This is a genomic window from Noviherbaspirillum sp., assembly GCF_035254865.1.
Classification (GTDB): domain Bacteria; phylum Pseudomonadota; class Gammaproteobacteria; order Burkholderiales; family Burkholderiaceae_D; genus Noviherbaspirillum.
The window spans coordinates 22,286-38,880 of record NZ_DATFAF010000019.1 but is presented as its reverse complement, the minus strand read 5'-3'; the positions used below and the strand labels follow the sequence as shown (position 1 = coordinate 38,880).

19 protein-coding genes are annotated in these 16,595 nt (G+C 61.6%); 13 read left to right on the top strand and 6 right to left on the bottom strand.

Translation table 11 applies throughout. The features are described 5' to 3' along the window. Window positions 1-39: 39 nt before the first annotated feature. Together VJ651_RS05325 and VJ651_RS05320 are read left to right on the top strand one after the other, a co-directional pair. The gene (locus VJ651_RS05325) at window positions 40-675 is read left to right on the top strand and encodes a TetR/AcrR family transcriptional regulator (RefSeq protein WP_324106433.1); all 636 of its coding nucleotides are present in this window, start codon (window positions 40-42) and stop codon (window positions 673-675) included. 260 nt (window positions 676-935) lie between these two features. Next, a complete protein-coding gene (locus VJ651_RS05320) occupies window positions 936-3,866 on the top strand; it encodes a PAS domain S-box protein (protein WP_324106432.1) in 2,931 nt (976 codons plus the stop codon). A 144-nt stretch (window positions 3,867-4,010) separates the two neighbouring features. Here the strand turns inward: VJ651_RS05320 and VJ651_RS05315 are convergent, their stop codons facing one another. Then, window positions 4,011-4,220 carry a hypothetical protein gene (locus VJ651_RS05315; RefSeq protein ID WP_324106431.1) on the bottom strand — a complete coding sequence of 70 codons (210 nt, stop codon included), beginning with the start codon at window positions 4,218-4,220 and terminating at the stop codon, window positions 4,011-4,013. Between the two features lie 260 nt (window positions 4,221-4,480). Between VJ651_RS05315 and VJ651_RS05310 the strand changes: the two genes are divergently transcribed. Beyond that, on the top strand, window positions 4,481-4,999 hold the full coding sequence (locus VJ651_RS05310; protein ID WP_324106430.1) for a glycine zipper 2TM domain-containing protein: 519 nt from the start codon (window positions 4,481-4,483) through the stop codon (window positions 4,997-4,999). A gap of 91 nt (window positions 5,000-5,090) precedes the next feature. Next, window positions 5,091-5,582: a glycine zipper 2TM domain-containing protein gene (locus VJ651_RS05305; RefSeq protein ID WP_324106429.1), complete on the top strand. Its 492-nt coding sequence runs from the start codon at window positions 5,091-5,093 to the stop codon at window positions 5,580-5,582. A 98-nt stretch (window positions 5,583-5,680) separates the two neighbouring features. Here VJ651_RS05305 and VJ651_RS05300 read toward each other — a convergent pair whose 3' ends face one another. The 3 genes from VJ651_RS05300 to VJ651_RS05290 are packed head-to-tail and all read right to left on the bottom strand — an operon-like array spanning window position 5,681 to window position 7,320. Beyond that, entirely contained in the window at window positions 5,681-6,409 is a 729-nt protein-coding gene (locus tag VJ651_RS05300; RefSeq protein WP_324106428.1) for a cytochrome b/b6 domain-containing protein, read from the bottom strand. Then, window positions 6,381-6,866, bottom strand: coding sequence for a diheme cytochrome c (locus VJ651_RS05295; RefSeq protein ID WP_324106427.1), 486 nt, complete (start codon window positions 6,864-6,866; stop codon window positions 6,381-6,383). The genes VJ651_RS05300 and VJ651_RS05295 overlap by 29 nt, the downstream gene beginning before the upstream one ends. A gap of 31 nt (window positions 6,867-6,897) precedes the next feature. Beyond that, on the bottom strand, window positions 6,898-7,320 hold the full coding sequence (locus VJ651_RS05290; protein ID WP_324106426.1) for a DUF1924 domain-containing protein: 423 nt from the start codon (window positions 7,318-7,320) through the stop codon (window positions 6,898-6,900). A gap of 300 nt (window positions 7,321-7,620) precedes the next feature. On the opposite strand from VJ651_RS05290, the gene VJ651_RS05285 reads away from it, so the two are divergent. Further along, window positions 7,621-7,785, top strand: coding sequence for a hypothetical protein (locus VJ651_RS05285; RefSeq protein ID WP_324106425.1), 165 nt, complete (start codon window positions 7,621-7,623; stop codon window positions 7,783-7,785). A gap of 7 nt (window positions 7,786-7,792) precedes the next feature. On the opposite strand, the gene VJ651_RS05280 is transcribed toward VJ651_RS05285, so the two are convergent. Together VJ651_RS05280 and VJ651_RS05275 are read right to left on the bottom strand one after the other, a co-directional pair. Beyond that, window positions 7,793-8,518, bottom strand: a complete 726-nt coding sequence (locus VJ651_RS05280) for an FCD domain-containing protein (protein WP_324106424.1) — start codon at window positions 8,516-8,518, stop codon at window positions 7,793-7,795. Window positions 8,519-8,525: 7 nt separating this feature from the next. After that, entirely contained in the window at window positions 8,526-10,208 is a 1,683-nt protein-coding gene (locus tag VJ651_RS05275; RefSeq protein ID WP_324106423.1) for a sigma-54-dependent Fis family transcriptional regulator, read from the bottom strand. A 353-nt stretch (window positions 10,209-10,561) separates the two neighbouring features. Here VJ651_RS05275 and VJ651_RS05270 point away from each other — a divergent pair, with 353 nt between their 5' ends. From VJ651_RS05270 to VJ651_RS05235, 8 genes are all read left to right on the top strand, one after another. Next, window positions 10,562-10,819, top strand: coding sequence for a phenol hydroxylase subunit (locus tag VJ651_RS05270; RefSeq protein ID WP_324106422.1), 258 nt, complete (start codon window positions 10,562-10,564; stop codon window positions 10,817-10,819). Window positions 10,820-10,876: 57 nt separating this feature from the next. Next, window positions 10,877-11,869 carry an aromatic/alkene monooxygenase hydroxylase subunit beta gene (locus tag VJ651_RS05265; RefSeq protein ID WP_324106421.1) on the top strand — a complete coding sequence of 331 codons (993 nt, stop codon included), beginning with the start codon at window positions 10,877-10,879 and terminating at the stop codon, window positions 11,867-11,869. Window positions 11,870-11,878: 9 nt separating this feature from the next. Further along, window positions 11,879-12,148 carry an MmoB/DmpM family protein gene (locus VJ651_RS05260; RefSeq protein ID WP_136414396.1) on the top strand — a complete coding sequence of 90 codons (270 nt, stop codon included), beginning with the start codon at window positions 11,879-11,881 and terminating at the stop codon, window positions 12,146-12,148. A gap of 26 nt (window positions 12,149-12,174) precedes the next feature. Then, entirely contained in the window at window positions 12,175-13,725 is a 1,551-nt protein-coding gene (locus VJ651_RS05255) for an aromatic/alkene/methane monooxygenase hydroxylase/oxygenase subunit alpha (RefSeq protein ID WP_324106420.1), read from the top strand. 108 nt (window positions 13,726-13,833) lie between these two features. Beyond that, a complete protein-coding gene (locus tag VJ651_RS05250; protein WP_324106419.1) occupies window positions 13,834-14,193 on the top strand; it encodes a phenol hydroxylase subunit P4 in 360 nt (119 codons plus the stop codon). 48 nt (window positions 14,194-14,241) lie between these two features. After that, on the top strand, window positions 14,242-15,303 hold the full coding sequence (locus VJ651_RS05245) for a phenol 2-monooxygenase domain-containing protein (RefSeq protein WP_324106418.1): 1,062 nt from the start codon (window positions 14,242-14,244) through the stop codon (window positions 15,301-15,303). A gap of 1 nt (window position 15,304) precedes the next feature. Beyond that, window positions 15,305-15,628, top strand: coding sequence for a 2Fe-2S iron-sulfur cluster binding domain-containing protein (locus VJ651_RS05240; RefSeq protein ID WP_136414164.1), 324 nt, complete (start codon window positions 15,305-15,307; stop codon window positions 15,626-15,628). Between the two features lie 40 nt (window positions 15,629-15,668). After that, window positions 15,669-16,595: a catechol 2,3-dioxygenase gene (locus VJ651_RS05235; RefSeq protein ID WP_324106417.1), complete on the top strand. Its 927-nt coding sequence runs from the start codon at window positions 15,669-15,671 to the stop codon at window positions 16,593-16,595.

Below are 16,595 nucleotides of genomic sequence, written 5' to 3'. Positions count from 1 at the left end.
TCCGCTTCCATCTACCTTGCGCGCGGCGCATTGAGACTGATGACTTCCAAGGCAGCTAACATTGCAACACTTCAGCCGGCGCGGCGCGCCGGCTCCGACAAACAGAACGAAAAGAAGCGCGAACTGGCGCTGCACACCTTGTCCGCGCTGGCGGAAGTCGGCTTTGCTCGCATCAACCTGCGTGACATCGCGGCCCGCTCCGGGGTGTCGCTGGGCACGATTCATTATTACTTCGACGACAAGACCGAACTGCTGTCCTATTGCGTCCGCCTGTACAAGGACGATTTCATCGGCCGCCTCGCCGACCGCATCGACTCGGCCAACACGCTCGATGACCTGCTCGAACAGTTTTCCGATGCGCTGGTGCGCTCCGTCGACGAGGATGCTCACACCCATCGGCTGTGGTACGACATCCGCGCCCAGGCCCTGTTCGACGAAGCCTTCCGCCCGGTGGTCAATGACCTCGAAGAACAGCTCACCGCCATCGTCGGCCGCTTTGTCGAGAAAGTCGAGGCGCTGGGCGGCGGCGGGATATTTTCTCCCGCCGATCCGCTGAGCGTGTACCTGATGCTGGATGGCTGGTTCCGCTATTGCCTGCAGCAGCGCGTCGCGGGCGACAAGCGTGCGCTGACCGAATGGAAAAGAAGGCTCGCCAGCCTGATGCGCCCCCATTAGGGTGGGGGCGCACGCCCTTGCATATTTTCGTCAAAGCAACATCGTCCGATGGGACGATTGCTTTTTAAATTTCCTTGTGGCAACTTGAATGCGGAATCGCTGTTTCTGGCGGAACGCGGCACAAGTCCCCTTGAGCGGGAGGGTGTATCGCGTTCCGCCTGTCGTTGTTGGCGATGCACTGACAGAACAAAGAGGAATGAAAAGATTTGCTTATTCCCGCGTCCGGATGCGCGGTGCGCCGGTAAGCTGGAGACCCGACCATGAATAGCTTGATTGCGCTCTGTGCGGACGCTTACTGGGAGCAGGATGCGGAATGCCGCTTCACGCTGATCCAGTGCACCAGCACGCGCCTGGGTCTTGGGGCGGATGCCATCCAGTCCGCGCTCGGCAAGGCACCCTGGGATATCGCCGGCATCGCCCATGAATCCGCCAGCTGGAAGGATTGGCAGGATTGCTTCGCACGCCGCCAGTCCTTCCGCGAGGCCGCATGGTCATGGCAAGGCGGGAAGACCGGAACCTGCTTTCTCATGCTGTCCGGCGAGCCGGTGTTCGACGACGCGGGACTGTTCACCGGTTATCGCGGCGTCATGCACGACACCACCATCGAAAAGCAGCGCGAAACGGAGCTGCGCCGTTTTCGTGCAGCGATCGATGTCTCGGGCGATCCGATCGTGCTCGTCGATCGCGAGACCATGCGTTTCATCGACATGAACGACACCGCGTGCAAACTGACCGGCTACACGCGCGACGAGTTGCTGGGCATGGGACCGGCGGATGTGCTGCTGGCCGATCGCCAGACCATCGAGGCCGACTACGACGAAATGATCGCCGCGGGCGGTATCGGCAGGACCACCGAAGGCACAGCGCGCAACCGCGCGGGAGAGTTGTTTCTGTTCGAAATCCAGCGCAAGGCGATCCGCTTCGAAGACCGCTGGATCATCACCAGCATCGGCCGCGACATCACCCGCCGCAAGCGCGCCGAGCGGGCAGCGGTACGGCTCGGACAGATGTACGCGGCGATCAGCGGCACCAATGAAGTCATTCTGCATGCGCAGAGTCCGGAAGAGCTGTACCAGCAGGTGTGCGAGGTGGCAGTGCGCGGAGGACAGATCGTCAATGCGTCGATCCTGCTGCCCGACACCGACTTGGACTGGGCGAAGCTGGTCGCGGTGGCCGGCATCGGCGCCGACACCTTGCGCGCGCTGCATATTTCCTTCGACCAGAACAGGCCGGAAGGTCACGGCCTGGTCGGCACCGCATTTCGCAGCCAGAAAGCCTGCGTCATCAACGACTTCTTGAACGACCCGCGTTCCGGCCCGTGGCGCGAGGCGGCCGGCAAGGAGCAGGCCGCCGCCGGCGCCGCCTTTCCGCTGATCCGGAAAGGGCAGTCGGTCGGCGTGCTGCTGCTCTATTCCAGGCATAGGGATGCGTTCGACGACGAGATTGTCCAGCTGCTGGAGCGCATCGCGCAGGATATCGTGTTTACGCTCGACAACTTCGAGCGCGAGACGGAACGTCAAAAAGCCATCGACGCCTTGCGCGCCAGCGAAGAAAAATACCGCAGCATTCTGGAAAACATGAATGACGGCTACTTCGAGGTCGACCTGCAGGGCAACTACGCGGTGGTCAACGATGCGCTGTGCCGCATGCACAGGGCGAGCAAGGAGGATTTGCTGCGCCAGAACTATCGCGATTACACCGATGCGCAGGGAGCGGCCTCGCTCTACCGCGTTTTCAATGCGGTGTTCCGCAGCGGCCAGCCGGGGGAACTCGCCGAGTACCGCCTCCTGCGACAGGACGGCACGACGGGCATCGCCCAGGCCTCGACGCAGCTCATCGCCGATGCCCGCGGACAGCCGGTCGGATTTCGCGGCATTTGCCGCGACATCACCGCGCGCTATGAGGCCGAGCAAGCGCTGCGCGCCAGCGAAGAGAAATACCGCTCCATCCTGGAAAGCATCGAGGAAGCCTATTACGAGGTCGATCTGACCGGCACGCTGTTGCTGTGCAACGACGCGTTCTGCCGCATGTTCGGCTACGCCATGAATGAAATCCTCGGCCTGAATTATTCGCAGTATCACAAGCCGGAAGACGTGGCCTATGTCTTCGCCAACTTCAACGATGTCTTTCGTACCGGCATCCCGAAAAAAGGCATCGACTGGGTGCTGCTGCACAAGAACGGCGATACTCTGCTGTGCGAAGGTTCCGTCCTGCTGATCAGGAATGACGAAGGAGAACCGGTCGGCTTTCGCGGCATGCTGCGCGATGTCACCGCGCGACGGGAGATGGAAGCGGCGCTGCGCGCCAGCGAAGAACGCTTCCGCGATCTGACCGAGCTGTCCTCCGACTGGTACTGGGAACAGGACATCCGCTATCGCTTCGTCCAGATCAATGGCGACGTGCTGGCCAAGACCGGCATGGCGGCGGAGGATTATCTGGGCAAGACGCTGTGGGAACTGCCTTTCGATCACATCTCGCTGGAGCAATGGCTGGAACATCAGAGCCAGCTCGCCGAAGGCCGGCCATTCTACGAACTGGTGCTGAAGACGCAGGCCGCGGAAGCGGGATCACGCTATCTCAGTGTCAGCGGCCTGCCGATCCGCGATGCCGAGGGTCGTCTCGCGGGCTATCGTGGCACCGGAAAGGACATCACCGAAAGAAAGCTGGCGGAAGAACGCATCCGCCATCTCGCCAGCCACGACATCCTGACCGGCTTGCCGAACCGGATGATGTTCAACCAGATGCTCAGCCATCAGGTGCAGCAGGCGCGGCGCTACAACCGCAAGTTCGCGCTGATGTTCATCGACCTCGATCACTTCAAGGCCGTCAACGATACATCCGGCCACGACGCAGGCGACGTGCTGCTGAAGGAGACCGCCAAGCGTCTCAGCGAGAACGTGCGGGCCAGCGATTTCGTCGCGCGCCTGGCAGGCGACGAATTCGTCGTCATCGTCGAGGAGGTCGGCGACCCCGAACAGTTGAGCGCCATCGCGGGCAAGCTCGTCGCGGCGCTCCGCACGCCGGTGATGCTCGCCGGCCAGATCCACTATGTCACCGCAAGCGCCGGGCTGTGCGTCTTCCCGGATGACGGTCAGGATGAAGATGCGCTCCTCAAGCATGCGGACGCTGCCATGTATGCGGTCAAGCACAGCACCAAGGACAATTTCCGCTTTTACCTGCGCAATACCTAGCGGCGACTTTTTTCCGCACGGTCTGCGACTCACATGGTCTCGGAGTTCAAGCTTCAAGGGAGCATGCTGGAAGAACCTGAAATGAACCGCTTCCAAAAGCAGAAAAGCCCGCAATGCGGGCTTTTTCATTCCAGCGGCTGCTGATTATTTTGCCGCGGCGGCGCTGGCCTTTTTGACATGAACCTTCTTTGCAACATGCTTGACGTGCTTCTTGTGTGCCTTTGCCGGTGCCGGCGCTTCTGCACTGGCGGACGGCGCAGCGGCAGCAGCCGAAGCGGGTGCGTTCTGAGCGTTGGCGAGGCTGGCAATACCGGCAATGGCGAACAAGGCGGCGACGATGACGATCTTTTTCATGGAGTGCTCTCTTTCACGTTGAAGACAAAGGAGAAAATTCCCTTGTGTGCCTGAATAACGAACACTGTCCGGACAGCGCTGACGATCCTTACAAATTGTTGCAACTCGATGCGGCGAAATCGCCGCGCGAGGTCCTAAGCCCGCGTCCTTGTGCGAAGTTACATTCGCTTACTCTTGATACACCGCGCTGAAATCTTGCGGCGAATCTCGAGCGTTAACATGCATGTCAGCACGATTCATTTTTTTCAGAGAGAGCCAACATGGAAGCGAATCAATCCTCGAAACGTATTCACCCCTTGATGGCCGGCGCGGCCGCGTCGGTCATGCTGGTCAGCCTGGTCGGCACCGCTGCGATGACGGGCATCCTGCCTTCGTCGCAGGGCACGACCGCTCCTGCCGCAAGCGTGCAGCCGGTTGCGGCAACGGCCGATAACAAGACGACAACGGCTCCGGTCCAGGCGCAGACGCCGGCTCCGGCTGTTGCGCAGTATGCGCCGCCGCCCAGCTACCAGCAGCCCGCGCGCACCGTGCACCGCACGCATGTTGTGCATCACACCACGACTGCTTCCGCACAGCCGGTCACCTACGCTCCGCCGGCGCCTGCACCAGCGCCGCAGCCGGTGGCACAAAACAGCCCGGTCGGCATCGGCGTCGGTGCGGTGGTCGGCGGCCTGCTCGGCAACCAGGTTGGTCGCGGCAACGGACGCACTCTTGCAACCATCGCCGGCGCGATCGGCGGCGGTTATGTCGGCAACGAAATCGCCAAGAAGAACCAGTAAGATCGCATCGTATTGACCGCCGTCCGGAGGCACCCGGCGTGGTCGACAATGAAAAAGGGCCTCCATGAAGAACAACACGAATGAAACCATCATGTTAAGCAAAGCAAGTTGCATCCTGTTTGCAATCGCATTGCCGCTGGCAGCATCGGCAACGGAATACCAGACCGTCGAACGTCCGCGCCAGGAGTGCTGGAACGAGCAGGTTCCGGTGCAGGCGCGCGGACAAGATTACGGCGGCGCGATCGTCGGCGGCATCGCGGGCGGCATCATCGGCAACCAGGTCGGCCGCGGCAATGGAAGGACGGTCGCCACGGCGGTTGGCGCCATGACCGGCGCGGTGGTGGGCGATCGCATGTCGTCGCGCTCGTCGCCTGCGTACCCTTCATACCAGACGGTGCAGCGCTGCCGTACGGTGGTCGACTATGTCCAGGTTCCGATCGTGCGCCAGCGTGTCGAGGTGATTCAACAACCGATGGTGCCGGTCATCGAGCAACGTGTCTATTACGTCGAGCGCGACGGCCCGCCGTATCGGTACGGCCATTGGAAGCATCGTCATCATCACCATCACGACGACGATGATTGATGCATGATCGCAGTCCAGGTGCTGAATGAAAAAACCCGCATGCGCAGGCATGCGGGTTTTTCGTTTCCGGCATCGCGATGCGCCGGGAGCGAGACGCTTCAGTCGTCGTCGTCATGCCCGGCCTTGGCCGACACCGTGGTGCCGCCGCTCAGGTCGCCACCCGACGGCGCCCCTTGCCATTGCAGCCACCAGAAGCCCAGCACTGCCACCAGCATCAGGGCGGCGACGGTGCGCCATGCGCTGCGAATGCCTTCTTCCGGCCGGCCCGGCTTGCGTCCGGTGAACATGGCACGCACCAGGTTCTCGCCATGCAGCCAGCTGCTCAGCACCACCGCGGCGACGTGCAGGCCGACGATGGCCAGCATGATGTTGGCGATCGCTTCGTGCGCCTCTTCCAGCCAGTCGCCGCCGAGTTCGTTGTAGGTGGCCCAGCCGGATGCGGCCACCGCCAGCGTCAGTCCGAGCAGGGCGAGGATGGCGAGCGCGCCGGCCGGATTGTGGCCGGTATGGTGTTCCGGCTTGCCGTGCACCAGCGAGCCGAGATAGTGCGCCACGGCTTTCGGACCGCGCACGAAACTCGAGAAGCGTGCATAGCGCGTGCCCACAAGTCCCCAGAGGATGCGAAAGCCGACCAGGCCCGCCATGGTGTAGCCGAGCGTGACGTGCAGCAAGCGCCAGCGTTCGCTTTCCGCAGTGAGATAGGCACCGGCGAAACTCAGCACCATCAGCCAGTGGAAGACCCGGACCGGAACGTCCCAGACCAGGACCTGCCGGGTTGCCGACCCGGTGGCGGCCGCATCAGCGCGGGATTCGTACATCGTGCTCATTGAATTCTCCTTTGTCCGCATGGACATGGCAGGCAATACAGTTGGCGGTGCTCTTGACGGCTGGCAGTTTCCAGGTCGAAGCCGATATTTCGTCGTGCTCGCGCGTGAACCAGCGCGAACGGGTGATGCGGTCTTGCGGCGGCTCTTCGCTGCCGCGCTTGCCGCTGCCGGCGTTGGCGACGAGCCAGGTGCCGAGCTGTTTTTCGGTGGCGGCATCGAGCGATGCATCGGTGCCGAAATGGCGCGGCAGATTGTTCATCAGCCTTTGCCAGGATGCGGCGGGAAGCAGGCCGGGCGGATAGGCGACGTGGCAGGCACCGCATTCCTGCTGATATGCGGGCAGCAGCGGAACGCGTGTGCGGCCATGATCGCCGGCCGTCGCGGCGACGTTGAAGCACAGCAGCGCGCCCAGGCCGATCAGGCTGCGTCGCACCGGGAAATGAATGGGAAACGTCATGTCGGGTTCTCCGGATAGTGGGTGTGAATGCTTACGGCTTGAGCGTGAGCAGCCAGCTCAGCACGTCGGCCTTTTCGGCGGCGCTGCATTCGCGGCCCAGCACGTCGTTGCAGTTGCGGCGGAACCATTTCTCCGCCTTGGCGGCATCGGTGAAGCGTTCCGGATTGAACGCCGGTGCCATCGCCTGAATCGCCTTGCCAGTCGAAGCGTGCTTGCCGGCCTGGGTAGGCACATTGCCGTGGCACGAGGAACAGCTCCATTCATGGCCGTGGCGGGAGGTAAAGAATTGCTGGCCGCGGGCAGGCGAGGCAGGTGCGCCGGCCTGCGCGGTGTAGCCGGACAGCAGCTCCGCCGGCGTGGCCGCCTGTGCCGCCGGAAGCAGCGCGGCTGCGGCCAGTCCGATGCCTGCGGTGACACAAGCTGACAATATGCGATGAGAAGACAACAGGTTCATGGAAACTCCTTTCATTCGGTGTTCCCATGATCGGAAGCGGACCTTAAGGCATTCTTAAGAACACCTATCGCAATGCTACTGCGCAGCCCGAGATTGGATTGCAGTGCGTGGCGTTGAGCAGAAAAAACAATCGATAGTCCACGGAAAACACGGAAAGAGCAGGTGTTGTATTTTTCCGTGTCTTCCGTGTTTTCCGTGGACAGAGCGGGGGTTCACGCAATCGCCACGGCGCGGCTCCTCAGATTCCCTTAAGCTGTCGCGTTCACGATGCAGGCACTAACCCATCAGAAAGGAACTGCCATGCATCCCGTCCTTGCGCTTTTCGTTCGTCAATACCTCTATGTCGTGTGCGCCGCGCTGGTGCCGGTGATTCTCACGACCTTTCTTTCCATCCCGATGAGCCTCGGCGCTCACCCGGGTGAAGTCCGCAGCGCCAGCGTGACGGCGGACCGGCACATGACCTGACCGTCTGCTAATCGCCAGTCGCCGCCTCGATGTCCGGCATGAGCCGGCGTATCGCTTCAAAGGTGAGCTGGATATGCGTTTCAATGGCCGTCAGCGCCTTGTCGACATCGCGCGCGAGCGCGGCATCGAAAATCGCGGCGTGTTCGGCATGCACGTCGCGCGGCATCGAGTGATGCGAGATCGCGAGATGGCGATAGCGCTCTGACTGGCGATAGAGCAGGCCGATCAGATAACGCAGCCAGCGTGAATCGCAGCCGGCGATCAATGCTTCATGAAACTCGCGGTTGCGCATTTCCCATTCGCGCACCCTGGTTTGTTCGCGTGCTCCGAGTTTTTCCTCGGTCTTGGTCAGCTTGTGGAATGCGGCGACCAGCCGCGCTTCCCATTCATCGTCGCCGGCGAGTATCGACTGGCGCAAGGCTTCGCCCTCGACCAGCACCCGCGTGCGCGTGATGTCTTCGAGGTCGGTCAGCGAGATCGGCGCGACGTGAAAGCCGCGCTGTCCTTCGCTGACCACGAGCGCGTCCGACAGCAGCAGGGAGAGCGCCTCGCGCAGCGTGCCGGCGCCGGCGTTGTAGCGCTCCTTCAGATGTTCCACGCGCAGCTTCTCGCCGGGCGGCAGCCGCCCTTCGATGATATCGCGGCGCAGTTGTAGATAGGTGCCTTCGGTCAAGGTGCTGGGTGCGGTGTCCGCTTCGCGGAACGCGGTATTGAATTTTTGCGTGTGCAGCATGATGTTCCTACTCCCTGTCCGGAGTGTTGTCCTGGTTGCGCTTGAGGCGATAAGTGAGTTGCGGGCGGGTGAGGCCGAGCATGCGTGCCGCGCCGGCGAGGTTGCCGGAAGCGCGCTCGACCGCCTCGCGCAACAGCATGCTTTCGATCTCGTCGAGCGACATGCCGCTGGTGATGAAGGCTTCGCATAAACGCTCCTGCTCCAGCGGCCGGTTTTCCGTGAGCGCGCCTTGCTCGCTGATGCCGATGTCGTGCATCTCGGATTCGCTCAGGCTGGGGAAGAGATGATCGAGTTCGATCCAGCCGTCGGCCGGCGCAAGAATGATGCCGCGTTCGATCATGTTTTCCAGTTCGCGCACATTGCCCGGCCATTGATAGGCCTTGAGCGTTTTCATCGCCTTGTCGGTGATGCCGGCCACGCGCTTGCCGTGCACCGCATTGAATTTGTCGACCATCGCATTGGCCAGCGGCGGGATGTCGAGCGCACGCTCGCGCAGGGGCGGGATCTCGATCGGGTAGACGTTCAGGCGATAGAACAGGTCGGCGCGGAAACGACCGTCCTTGACCGCCTGCTGCAGCTCGACGTTGGTGGCGGCGACGATGCGCACGTTGACCTTGCGCGTCTGGTCGTCGCCCAGCCGTTCGATCTCGCCTTCCTGCAGCACGCGCAGGATCTTCGCCTGCGCCGCGAGCGGCAGTTCGCCGATTTCATCGAGGAAGAGCGTGCCGCCCTCGGCGCGCTCGAACTTGCCGACACGCGTTGCATGCGCGCCGGTGAAGGCGCCTTTCTCCACGCCGAACAATTCCGATTCGATCAGGTCGTGCGGCAGCGCCGCGCAGTTGACGGCGACGAAGGGCCGTTCGGCGCGCTTGCTCATGTCGTGCAGGGCGCGCGCGAAGCGTTCCTTGCCGACCCCGGTTTCGCCGGTCAGCAGCACTGTCACATTGGTTTTTGCGGCCTTGAGCACCAGGTCGTAGGCGCGCTGGAAAGCCGGCGAGCTGCCGATCATGTTCTCGACCTGGCGCTGCTGTTCGAGCGAGGAACGCAGCGCATCGACTTGCGTCTTCAGTTCGAGCAGGCGCGAGACGATGGAATCGGCTTCGTAATACACCATGTGTTCCGCGGCATCCGGCCATTCCTCCGCCGGCTTGCCGATGATCCGGCAATGCTGCGCGCCGCAGGCAACGCATTCGACTTCCTTGAACAGGATGAACTTGCCCATGAAGGTGGTGGTGTAGCCGGACGCATAGCCGAGCAGCATCCAGCACACCGGATCTTTCTGCGGGCCGAATTCCTTGACGTGCGTTTCCGCTTCCCACGAGTTGTCCCACTGGAATTCGCCATGGAAGCGGCCGGTCGCGACATCCATGTCGATGCTGATCGGCTTGACCTTCACGCTGCCTTCGAGCATGTGCAGCTGCGGTCCGACGACGAAGGCATCGACCACGCTCTGCTCGGCGCGCAGCTTCTTCGCCAGCTCGGCATCGCGCACGCCGGACGCATAGCCCATGCGGGTGAGCACGCGGCGCGCATGCTCGAGGCCGACCGTGTTCAGCAATTCCTTGCGCAATCCGGCCAGCGCGGCGGTATGCAGCAAGAGCATGCGGTGTTCCGCCAGCCAGATGGTGCCGTCCTCGGCGGAAAAGCGCACCAGCCTGCGCAGATCGAGGTCCTTCGGGTAATTGATCATGGGGTGCCTGCCAACGGGAAAGTGATCGGGTGCGATCGGATCGCAGAATTTGTGCAGCCCTAATAATCTCGAGATTCTACTTGAATATCGGAAGTTATCGATCATTTCATCAAGCCGAAACGGGCCGCTTCATCATTTGGTGAGTAGACAAAAGGCAATTTTTTTGCGCTGCGATGCAGCATAAAGAAGTCGGATTTTCGGAATTTTCCGTCTAGTTCTAAAGCTAAAGCCTACGAAAATTCGGAATGCGGCACTGCGTACAAAACTCATAATCTCGAGATTTTTTATTTATTTCCGACATTTTGGCACGCCGGTTGCTATGTCCTTCCTGGCCAACACGGACAGCGGAAAAAATGAACAGCTCAAGCTTTGATACGACCCGCAAGTTTGTACGCGTCATCGAGACCCGGGAAAACGGCATGGTCGAGTTCGAATTCGCCATCGGCGAACCGGGATTGTTCGTGGAACTGCTGCTGCCCGGCCCGGCCTTCGCCGAATTCTGCCAGGCCAATGCGGTGACCGTGCTGGATGACAGGGCGGCTCCGGTCGAGGACGAACCATCGCAGTGGGACTGGAACCTGCGGCAGGCCACGCACCAGCGCTTCAAGTAGCAGAGATTCAACCGGCGCCATGCACGGGGCCGGCAATTAAAACAGGAGGAGTCAGCAATGCATATTGATCTACGTACTGTCAGCATCAAACCCTTGCGCCAGACATTCGACCACGTCGCCCGGCGCATCGGCGGCGACAAGCCGGCCTCGCGCTACCAGGAAGGCACGCTGGGCGCGCAGGCCGACGCCAACTTCCACTATCGCCCCTTGTGGGACCCGGATCACGAACTGTTCGACGTCACCCGCACCAGGGTGAAGATGGCGGACTGGTATGCGTTCAAGGACCCGCGCCAGCTCTACTACGGCACCTACACGCTGGCCCGCGCCCGCATGCAGGAAACCGCCGAGGGCGATTTCGAGTTCGTCGAATCGCGCGGCCTCGCGGCAGCCCTGCCGGAAGTGACCCGCAAGCTCGCGCTCGACGTGCTGCTGCCGCTGCGCCACCTGGAGTGGGGCGCCAACATGAACAATTCCTTCATCTGCGCCTACGGCTACGGCACCGCGATCACGCAACCCTGCATCTATCAGGCGATGGACCACCTCGGCATCGCCCAGTATCTGACGCGCATCGGTCTGCTGCTGGACGATGAAACCGCGCTCGACGCCGCCAAGGAAGCGTGGCTGAAGGACGGCAAGTGGCAGCAACTGCGTCGCTATGTGGAAGACAGCTTTGTGCTGAAGGACTGGTTCGAATTGTTCGTTGCACAGAACCTCGTGCTCGACGGCCTGTTGTATCCGCTGGTGTATCAGCACATCGACAACGCGATCTCCGCGCAGGCCGGTCCGACCGTGTCGATGCTCACCCGCTTCCAGAGCGAGTGGTTCGCCGAGACGCGCAAGTGGGTGGACGCCAGCATCAAGACCGCTGCCGCCGAATCCGCAGAGAACAAGGCGCTGCTGTCGCAATGGACAACAGAGTACAGCGACAAGGCCGTGGCCGCGCTGACCCCGCTCGCCAGACACGCACTCGGCGAACAAGCCGAGGCCGTGATGGCCGAGCTGACCGAAGAATTCAAGCTCCGCGCCGGCAAGGCCGGACTGGCGCTGTAAGGAGACATGATGTCCAACGTATTCATCGCATTTCAGACCAACGAAGAGACGCGCAGCATCATCGACGCGATCGCGGAAGACAACCCGAACGCCATCATCAACGAGCAGCCGGCCATGGTGAAGATCGACGCGCCCGGCAGCCTCACCATCAGGCGCGGCACGGTGGAAGACAAGCTCGGACGCGACTTCGACCTGCAGGAGCTGCATGTGCACCTGATCACGCTGTCCGGCCACATCAACGAGACCGACGACGAATTCACGCTGAGCTGGAAGCACTGAGCCGGCCCCAACAAGGAGACAAGACAATGGACATGAAAGCGACCAAGAAGCTCGGCCTGAAGGAGCGCTACGCGGCGATGACGCGCGGCCTCGACTGGGAAACCAGCTATCAGCCGATGGATGCGGTTTATCCGTATGACAAGTTCGAAGGCATCAAGATCCACGACTGGGACAAGTGGGAAGATCCGTTCCGCCTGACCATGGACGCCTACTGGAAATACCAGTCCGAGAAGGAGCGCAAGCTGTACGCGATTCTCGATGCCTTCAACCAGAGCAACGGCCACCTTGGCGTCACCGATGCACGCTACATCAATGCGCTCAAGCTGTTCATGACCGGCATTTCACCGGCGGAATACGCGGCGCATCGCGGCTTCGCGCATGTCGGCCGCCAGTTCCGCGGCGCCGGTGCGCGCGTCGCCTGCCAGATGCAGTCGCTGGACGAGATCCGCCACTTCCAGACGCAGGTGCATTCGCTGTCGAACTACAACAAGCACTACAACGGCTTCCACGACTGGCGTCACATGCATGACCGCGTCTGGTATCTGTCGGTACCGAAGTCCTTCTTCGACGACGCGATGAGCGCCGGACCGTTCGAATTCATGGTGGCGATCGGCTTCTCCTTCGAATATGTGCTGACCAACCTGCTGTTCGTGCCCTTCATTTCCGGCGCGGCCTACAACGGCGACATGGGCGCGATGGCCTTCGGCTTCTCCGCGCAGTCGGATGAAGCGCGCCACATGACGCTGGGTCTGGAAATGATCAAGTTCATCCTCGAACAGGATCCGGACAACCTGCCGATCGTGCAGCGCTGGATCGACAAGTGGACCTGGCGCGGTGTGCGCATGCTGACCCTGGTCGGCATGATGATGGACTACATGCTGCCCAAGCGCGTGATGAGCTGGAAGGAAGCCTGGGAAGTGTATTTCGAGGAATCCGGCGGCGCGCTGTTCAAGGACCTCGCCCGCTACGGCATCACCGTGCCGAAGTGCGTCGAGCAGGCCACCGTCGACAAGGAACACATCTCGCACCAGGCATGGGCCACCTTCTACCAGTACGGCGCGGCGGCCGACTTCCATACCTGGATGCCGACAGCTGAAGAAATGGACTGGCTGTCAGCGAAATACCCGAATACCTTCGACAAGTACTACCGTCCGCGCTTCGAGCACTGGGCGCAGCAGGCAAAGGAGGGCAAGCGCTTTTACAACAAGACGCTGCCGATGCTGTGCCAGTGCTGCCAGATCCCGATGCTGTTCACCGAGCCGAGCGACCCGACCAAGATCTGCTACCGCGAGTCCGACTACAAGGGCGAGAAGTATCACTTCTGCTCCGACGGCTGCAAGGACATCTTCGACCACGAGCCGGAGAAGTACGTGCAGGCATGGCTGCCGGTGCACCAGATCTACCAGGGCAACTGCTTCGAACCGGACGTCGATCCGAGCAAGGAAGGCTTCGATCCGCTGATGGAAGTGCTGCGCTGGTATCACCTGAACTTTGGCCGTGACAACCTCGACTTCGAGGGCTCGGAGGACCAGAAGAATTTTGCACAGTGGCGGCAGATGGCGACCAAGAACACCTAGATCGGCGCCGGGCGGCATCAAGCCGCCTTCACGCCACCATCGCGCCACCATCGCGCCACCATTAGGCCACCATCGCGCAATGCATCGTACCAATCAAGGAGACACACCATGTCAGTAGTAGCAGTCAAACCCTACATCGGCGAGGTCAAGGACAGCGTCGACAAGTTCCACGGCGCCCAGCTCTTGTATGTCGGCTGGGAGGACCACCTGATGTTCTGCGCGCCCTTCGCCTTTCCCTTCGCGCCAACCATGCGCTTCAGCGACGTCGTCGAGCACGCGTTTCCCGGCGCGTTCGGCGAGCATCCCGAATTCGCGAGGATCGACTGGAGCAAGGCCGAGTGGTTCAAGTCCGGCCAGCCGTGGAAACCGGACGCCGACAAGTCGCTCGCCGAGAATGGCTTGAAACACAAGGACGTGATCCGCTTCCGCACGCCCGGACTGACCGGCATCAAGGGATCCTGCAGTTAAGTTGAACGCAGGCCGCGCCGCGCGCATCCTGCGAAGGAAAGAAGTGACATGAGCTACCAGTTGACCATTGAACCGCTCGGCCAGACCATCGACGTCGAAGAGGGGCAGACCATTCTCGATGCCAGCCTGCGTGCCGGCATCTATCTGCCGCACGCCTGCTGTCACGGCCTGTGCGCCACCTGCAAGATCGAGGTGACGGACGGCGAGATCGACCATGGCGAGGCATCCAACTTCGCGCTGATGGATTACGAACGCGAAGAAGGCAAGACCCTCGCCTGTTGCGCCACCCTGCAATCCGACGCGGTGGTCGAGGCCGAGATCGACGTCGATCCCGATGCGCAGAACCTGCCGGTGAAGGATTTCCACGGCACGGTCAGCCGCATCGAGAACCTGACGCCGACCATCAAGGGCATCTGGATCAAGCTCGACGCGGAGGAAAGCATTCGCTTCCAGGCGGGCCAGTACATCAACCTGCAGATTCCGGGCGAGAGCATGTCGCGCGCATTTTCGCTCGCCAGCCCGCCCTCGAAAGATGGCGAGATCGAGCTGAACATCCGCATCGTCCCGGGCGGCAAGGCGACGACCTGGATCCATGAGACGCTGCGCGAAGGCGAGCAGCTCACGCTGACCGGACCGTACGGCCGCTTCTTCGTGCGCAAGTCGGCGCAACTGCCGTCGATTTTCCTCGCTGGCGGTTCCGGCCTGTCGAGCCCGCGTTCGATGATCCTCGATCTGCTGGAGCAGGGATCGAACCAGCCGATCACGCTGGTGTATGGGGCTCGCACCCGCGACGAATTGTATTACCACGACGAGTTCGAAGCGCTCGCCGCCAGGCATGCGAACTTCACTTACGTGCCGGCCTTGTCGAACGAACCGGCAGACAGTGCGTGGAAGGGTTTCCGCGGCTTCGTGCACGACGCGGCGAAGAATCATTTCGACAACGATTTCCGCGGCCACAAGGCGTATCTGTGCGGGCCGCCGGTGATGATCGACGCCTGCATCACGACCCTGATGCAGGGACGCTTGTTCGAACGCGACATCTACACCGAGAAGTTCTTTTCGGCGGCGGACGCGCAGCAGGTCAGAAGCCCCTTGTTCAAGAAGATCTGACATGGCGCACTTCACCATCACCATCGAGGATACCGGCGAGACTTTCCGCTGTTCGGACAGGCAATCGCTGCTGGTGGGCATGGAAGCGCTGGGCAAGAAAGGCATTCCCGTCGGATGCCGCGGCGGCGGCTGCGGCGTATGCAAGATTGAAGTCACCGCCGGGGATTACCGCAAGCGTGCCATGAGCCGCGAGCACGTGAGCGAGGAAGACGAGGCAGAAGGACGCCTGCTCGCCTGCCGGGTGACGCCGGTGAGCGATGTGACATTGAAAGTGGTAGGGAAGATGAAGAAGAACGTGTGCCGAGAACAGGCATCCGAATCGTGATTCGTTTTGTTTAATCAAAGCTGTATTGGAGGAGATCACCATGGCAATGACAGGAGTTTTGCGTCCGGGACATGCGCAGTTGCGCGTGCTGGACATGGAGGAATCGGTCAAGTTCTACACGGAAGTGATGGGCTTGCTCGAAGTGGGACGCGACGATTCCGGGCGCGTGTATTTCAAGTGCTGGGATGAGCGCGACCATCACAGTGTGGTGCTGCGGCAGGCCGACCGCGCTGGTCTCGATCACTTTGCCTTCAAGGTGCTCGACAAGGCTACGCTCGACAAGCTCGAGGGCGACCTGAGGGAATACGGCGTCAAGACCGAGCGCATTCCGGCCGGCGAAATGCTCAACACGGGCGAACGCGTGCGCTTCAAGATCCCGACCGGCCACACCATCGAGTTGTACGCCGAGAAGAAGGATGTCGGCAACGGCATGAGCTACACCAATCCGGAAGCCTGGGTGCCGAACATTCCCGGCATCGCGCCGGTGCGCATGGACCACTGCCTGATCTACGGCGGCGACATCGACGGCAACAAGGACCTGTTCGAAAAAGTGCTCGGCTTCTCGCTGGTGGAGCGTATCAAGCTGGAAGACGGCAGCACCGATCTCGCCACCTGGCTGACCTGCTCGGCCAAGGCGCACGACATCGCGATGGTGCGCCATGCCGAAGACGACAAGCTGCATCACCTCTCGTTCCGCCTCGAAAGCTGGGAGCAGGTACTGCGCGCGGCCGACCTGATGTCGATGCACCGCGTCTCGATCGATGCCGGTCCGACGCGTCACGGCGTCACGCGCGGCACCACGATCTACTTCTTCGATCCCTCGGGCAACCGGCTCGAAACCTTCTGCGGCGGCTACGACTTCTACCCGGACATGCAGCCGATCACCTGGACCTGGGATGAAGTGGGCGCCGGCGTGTTCTACCACGACCGCAAGCTGAACGAGCGCTTCCTGACCGTGGTGACCTGA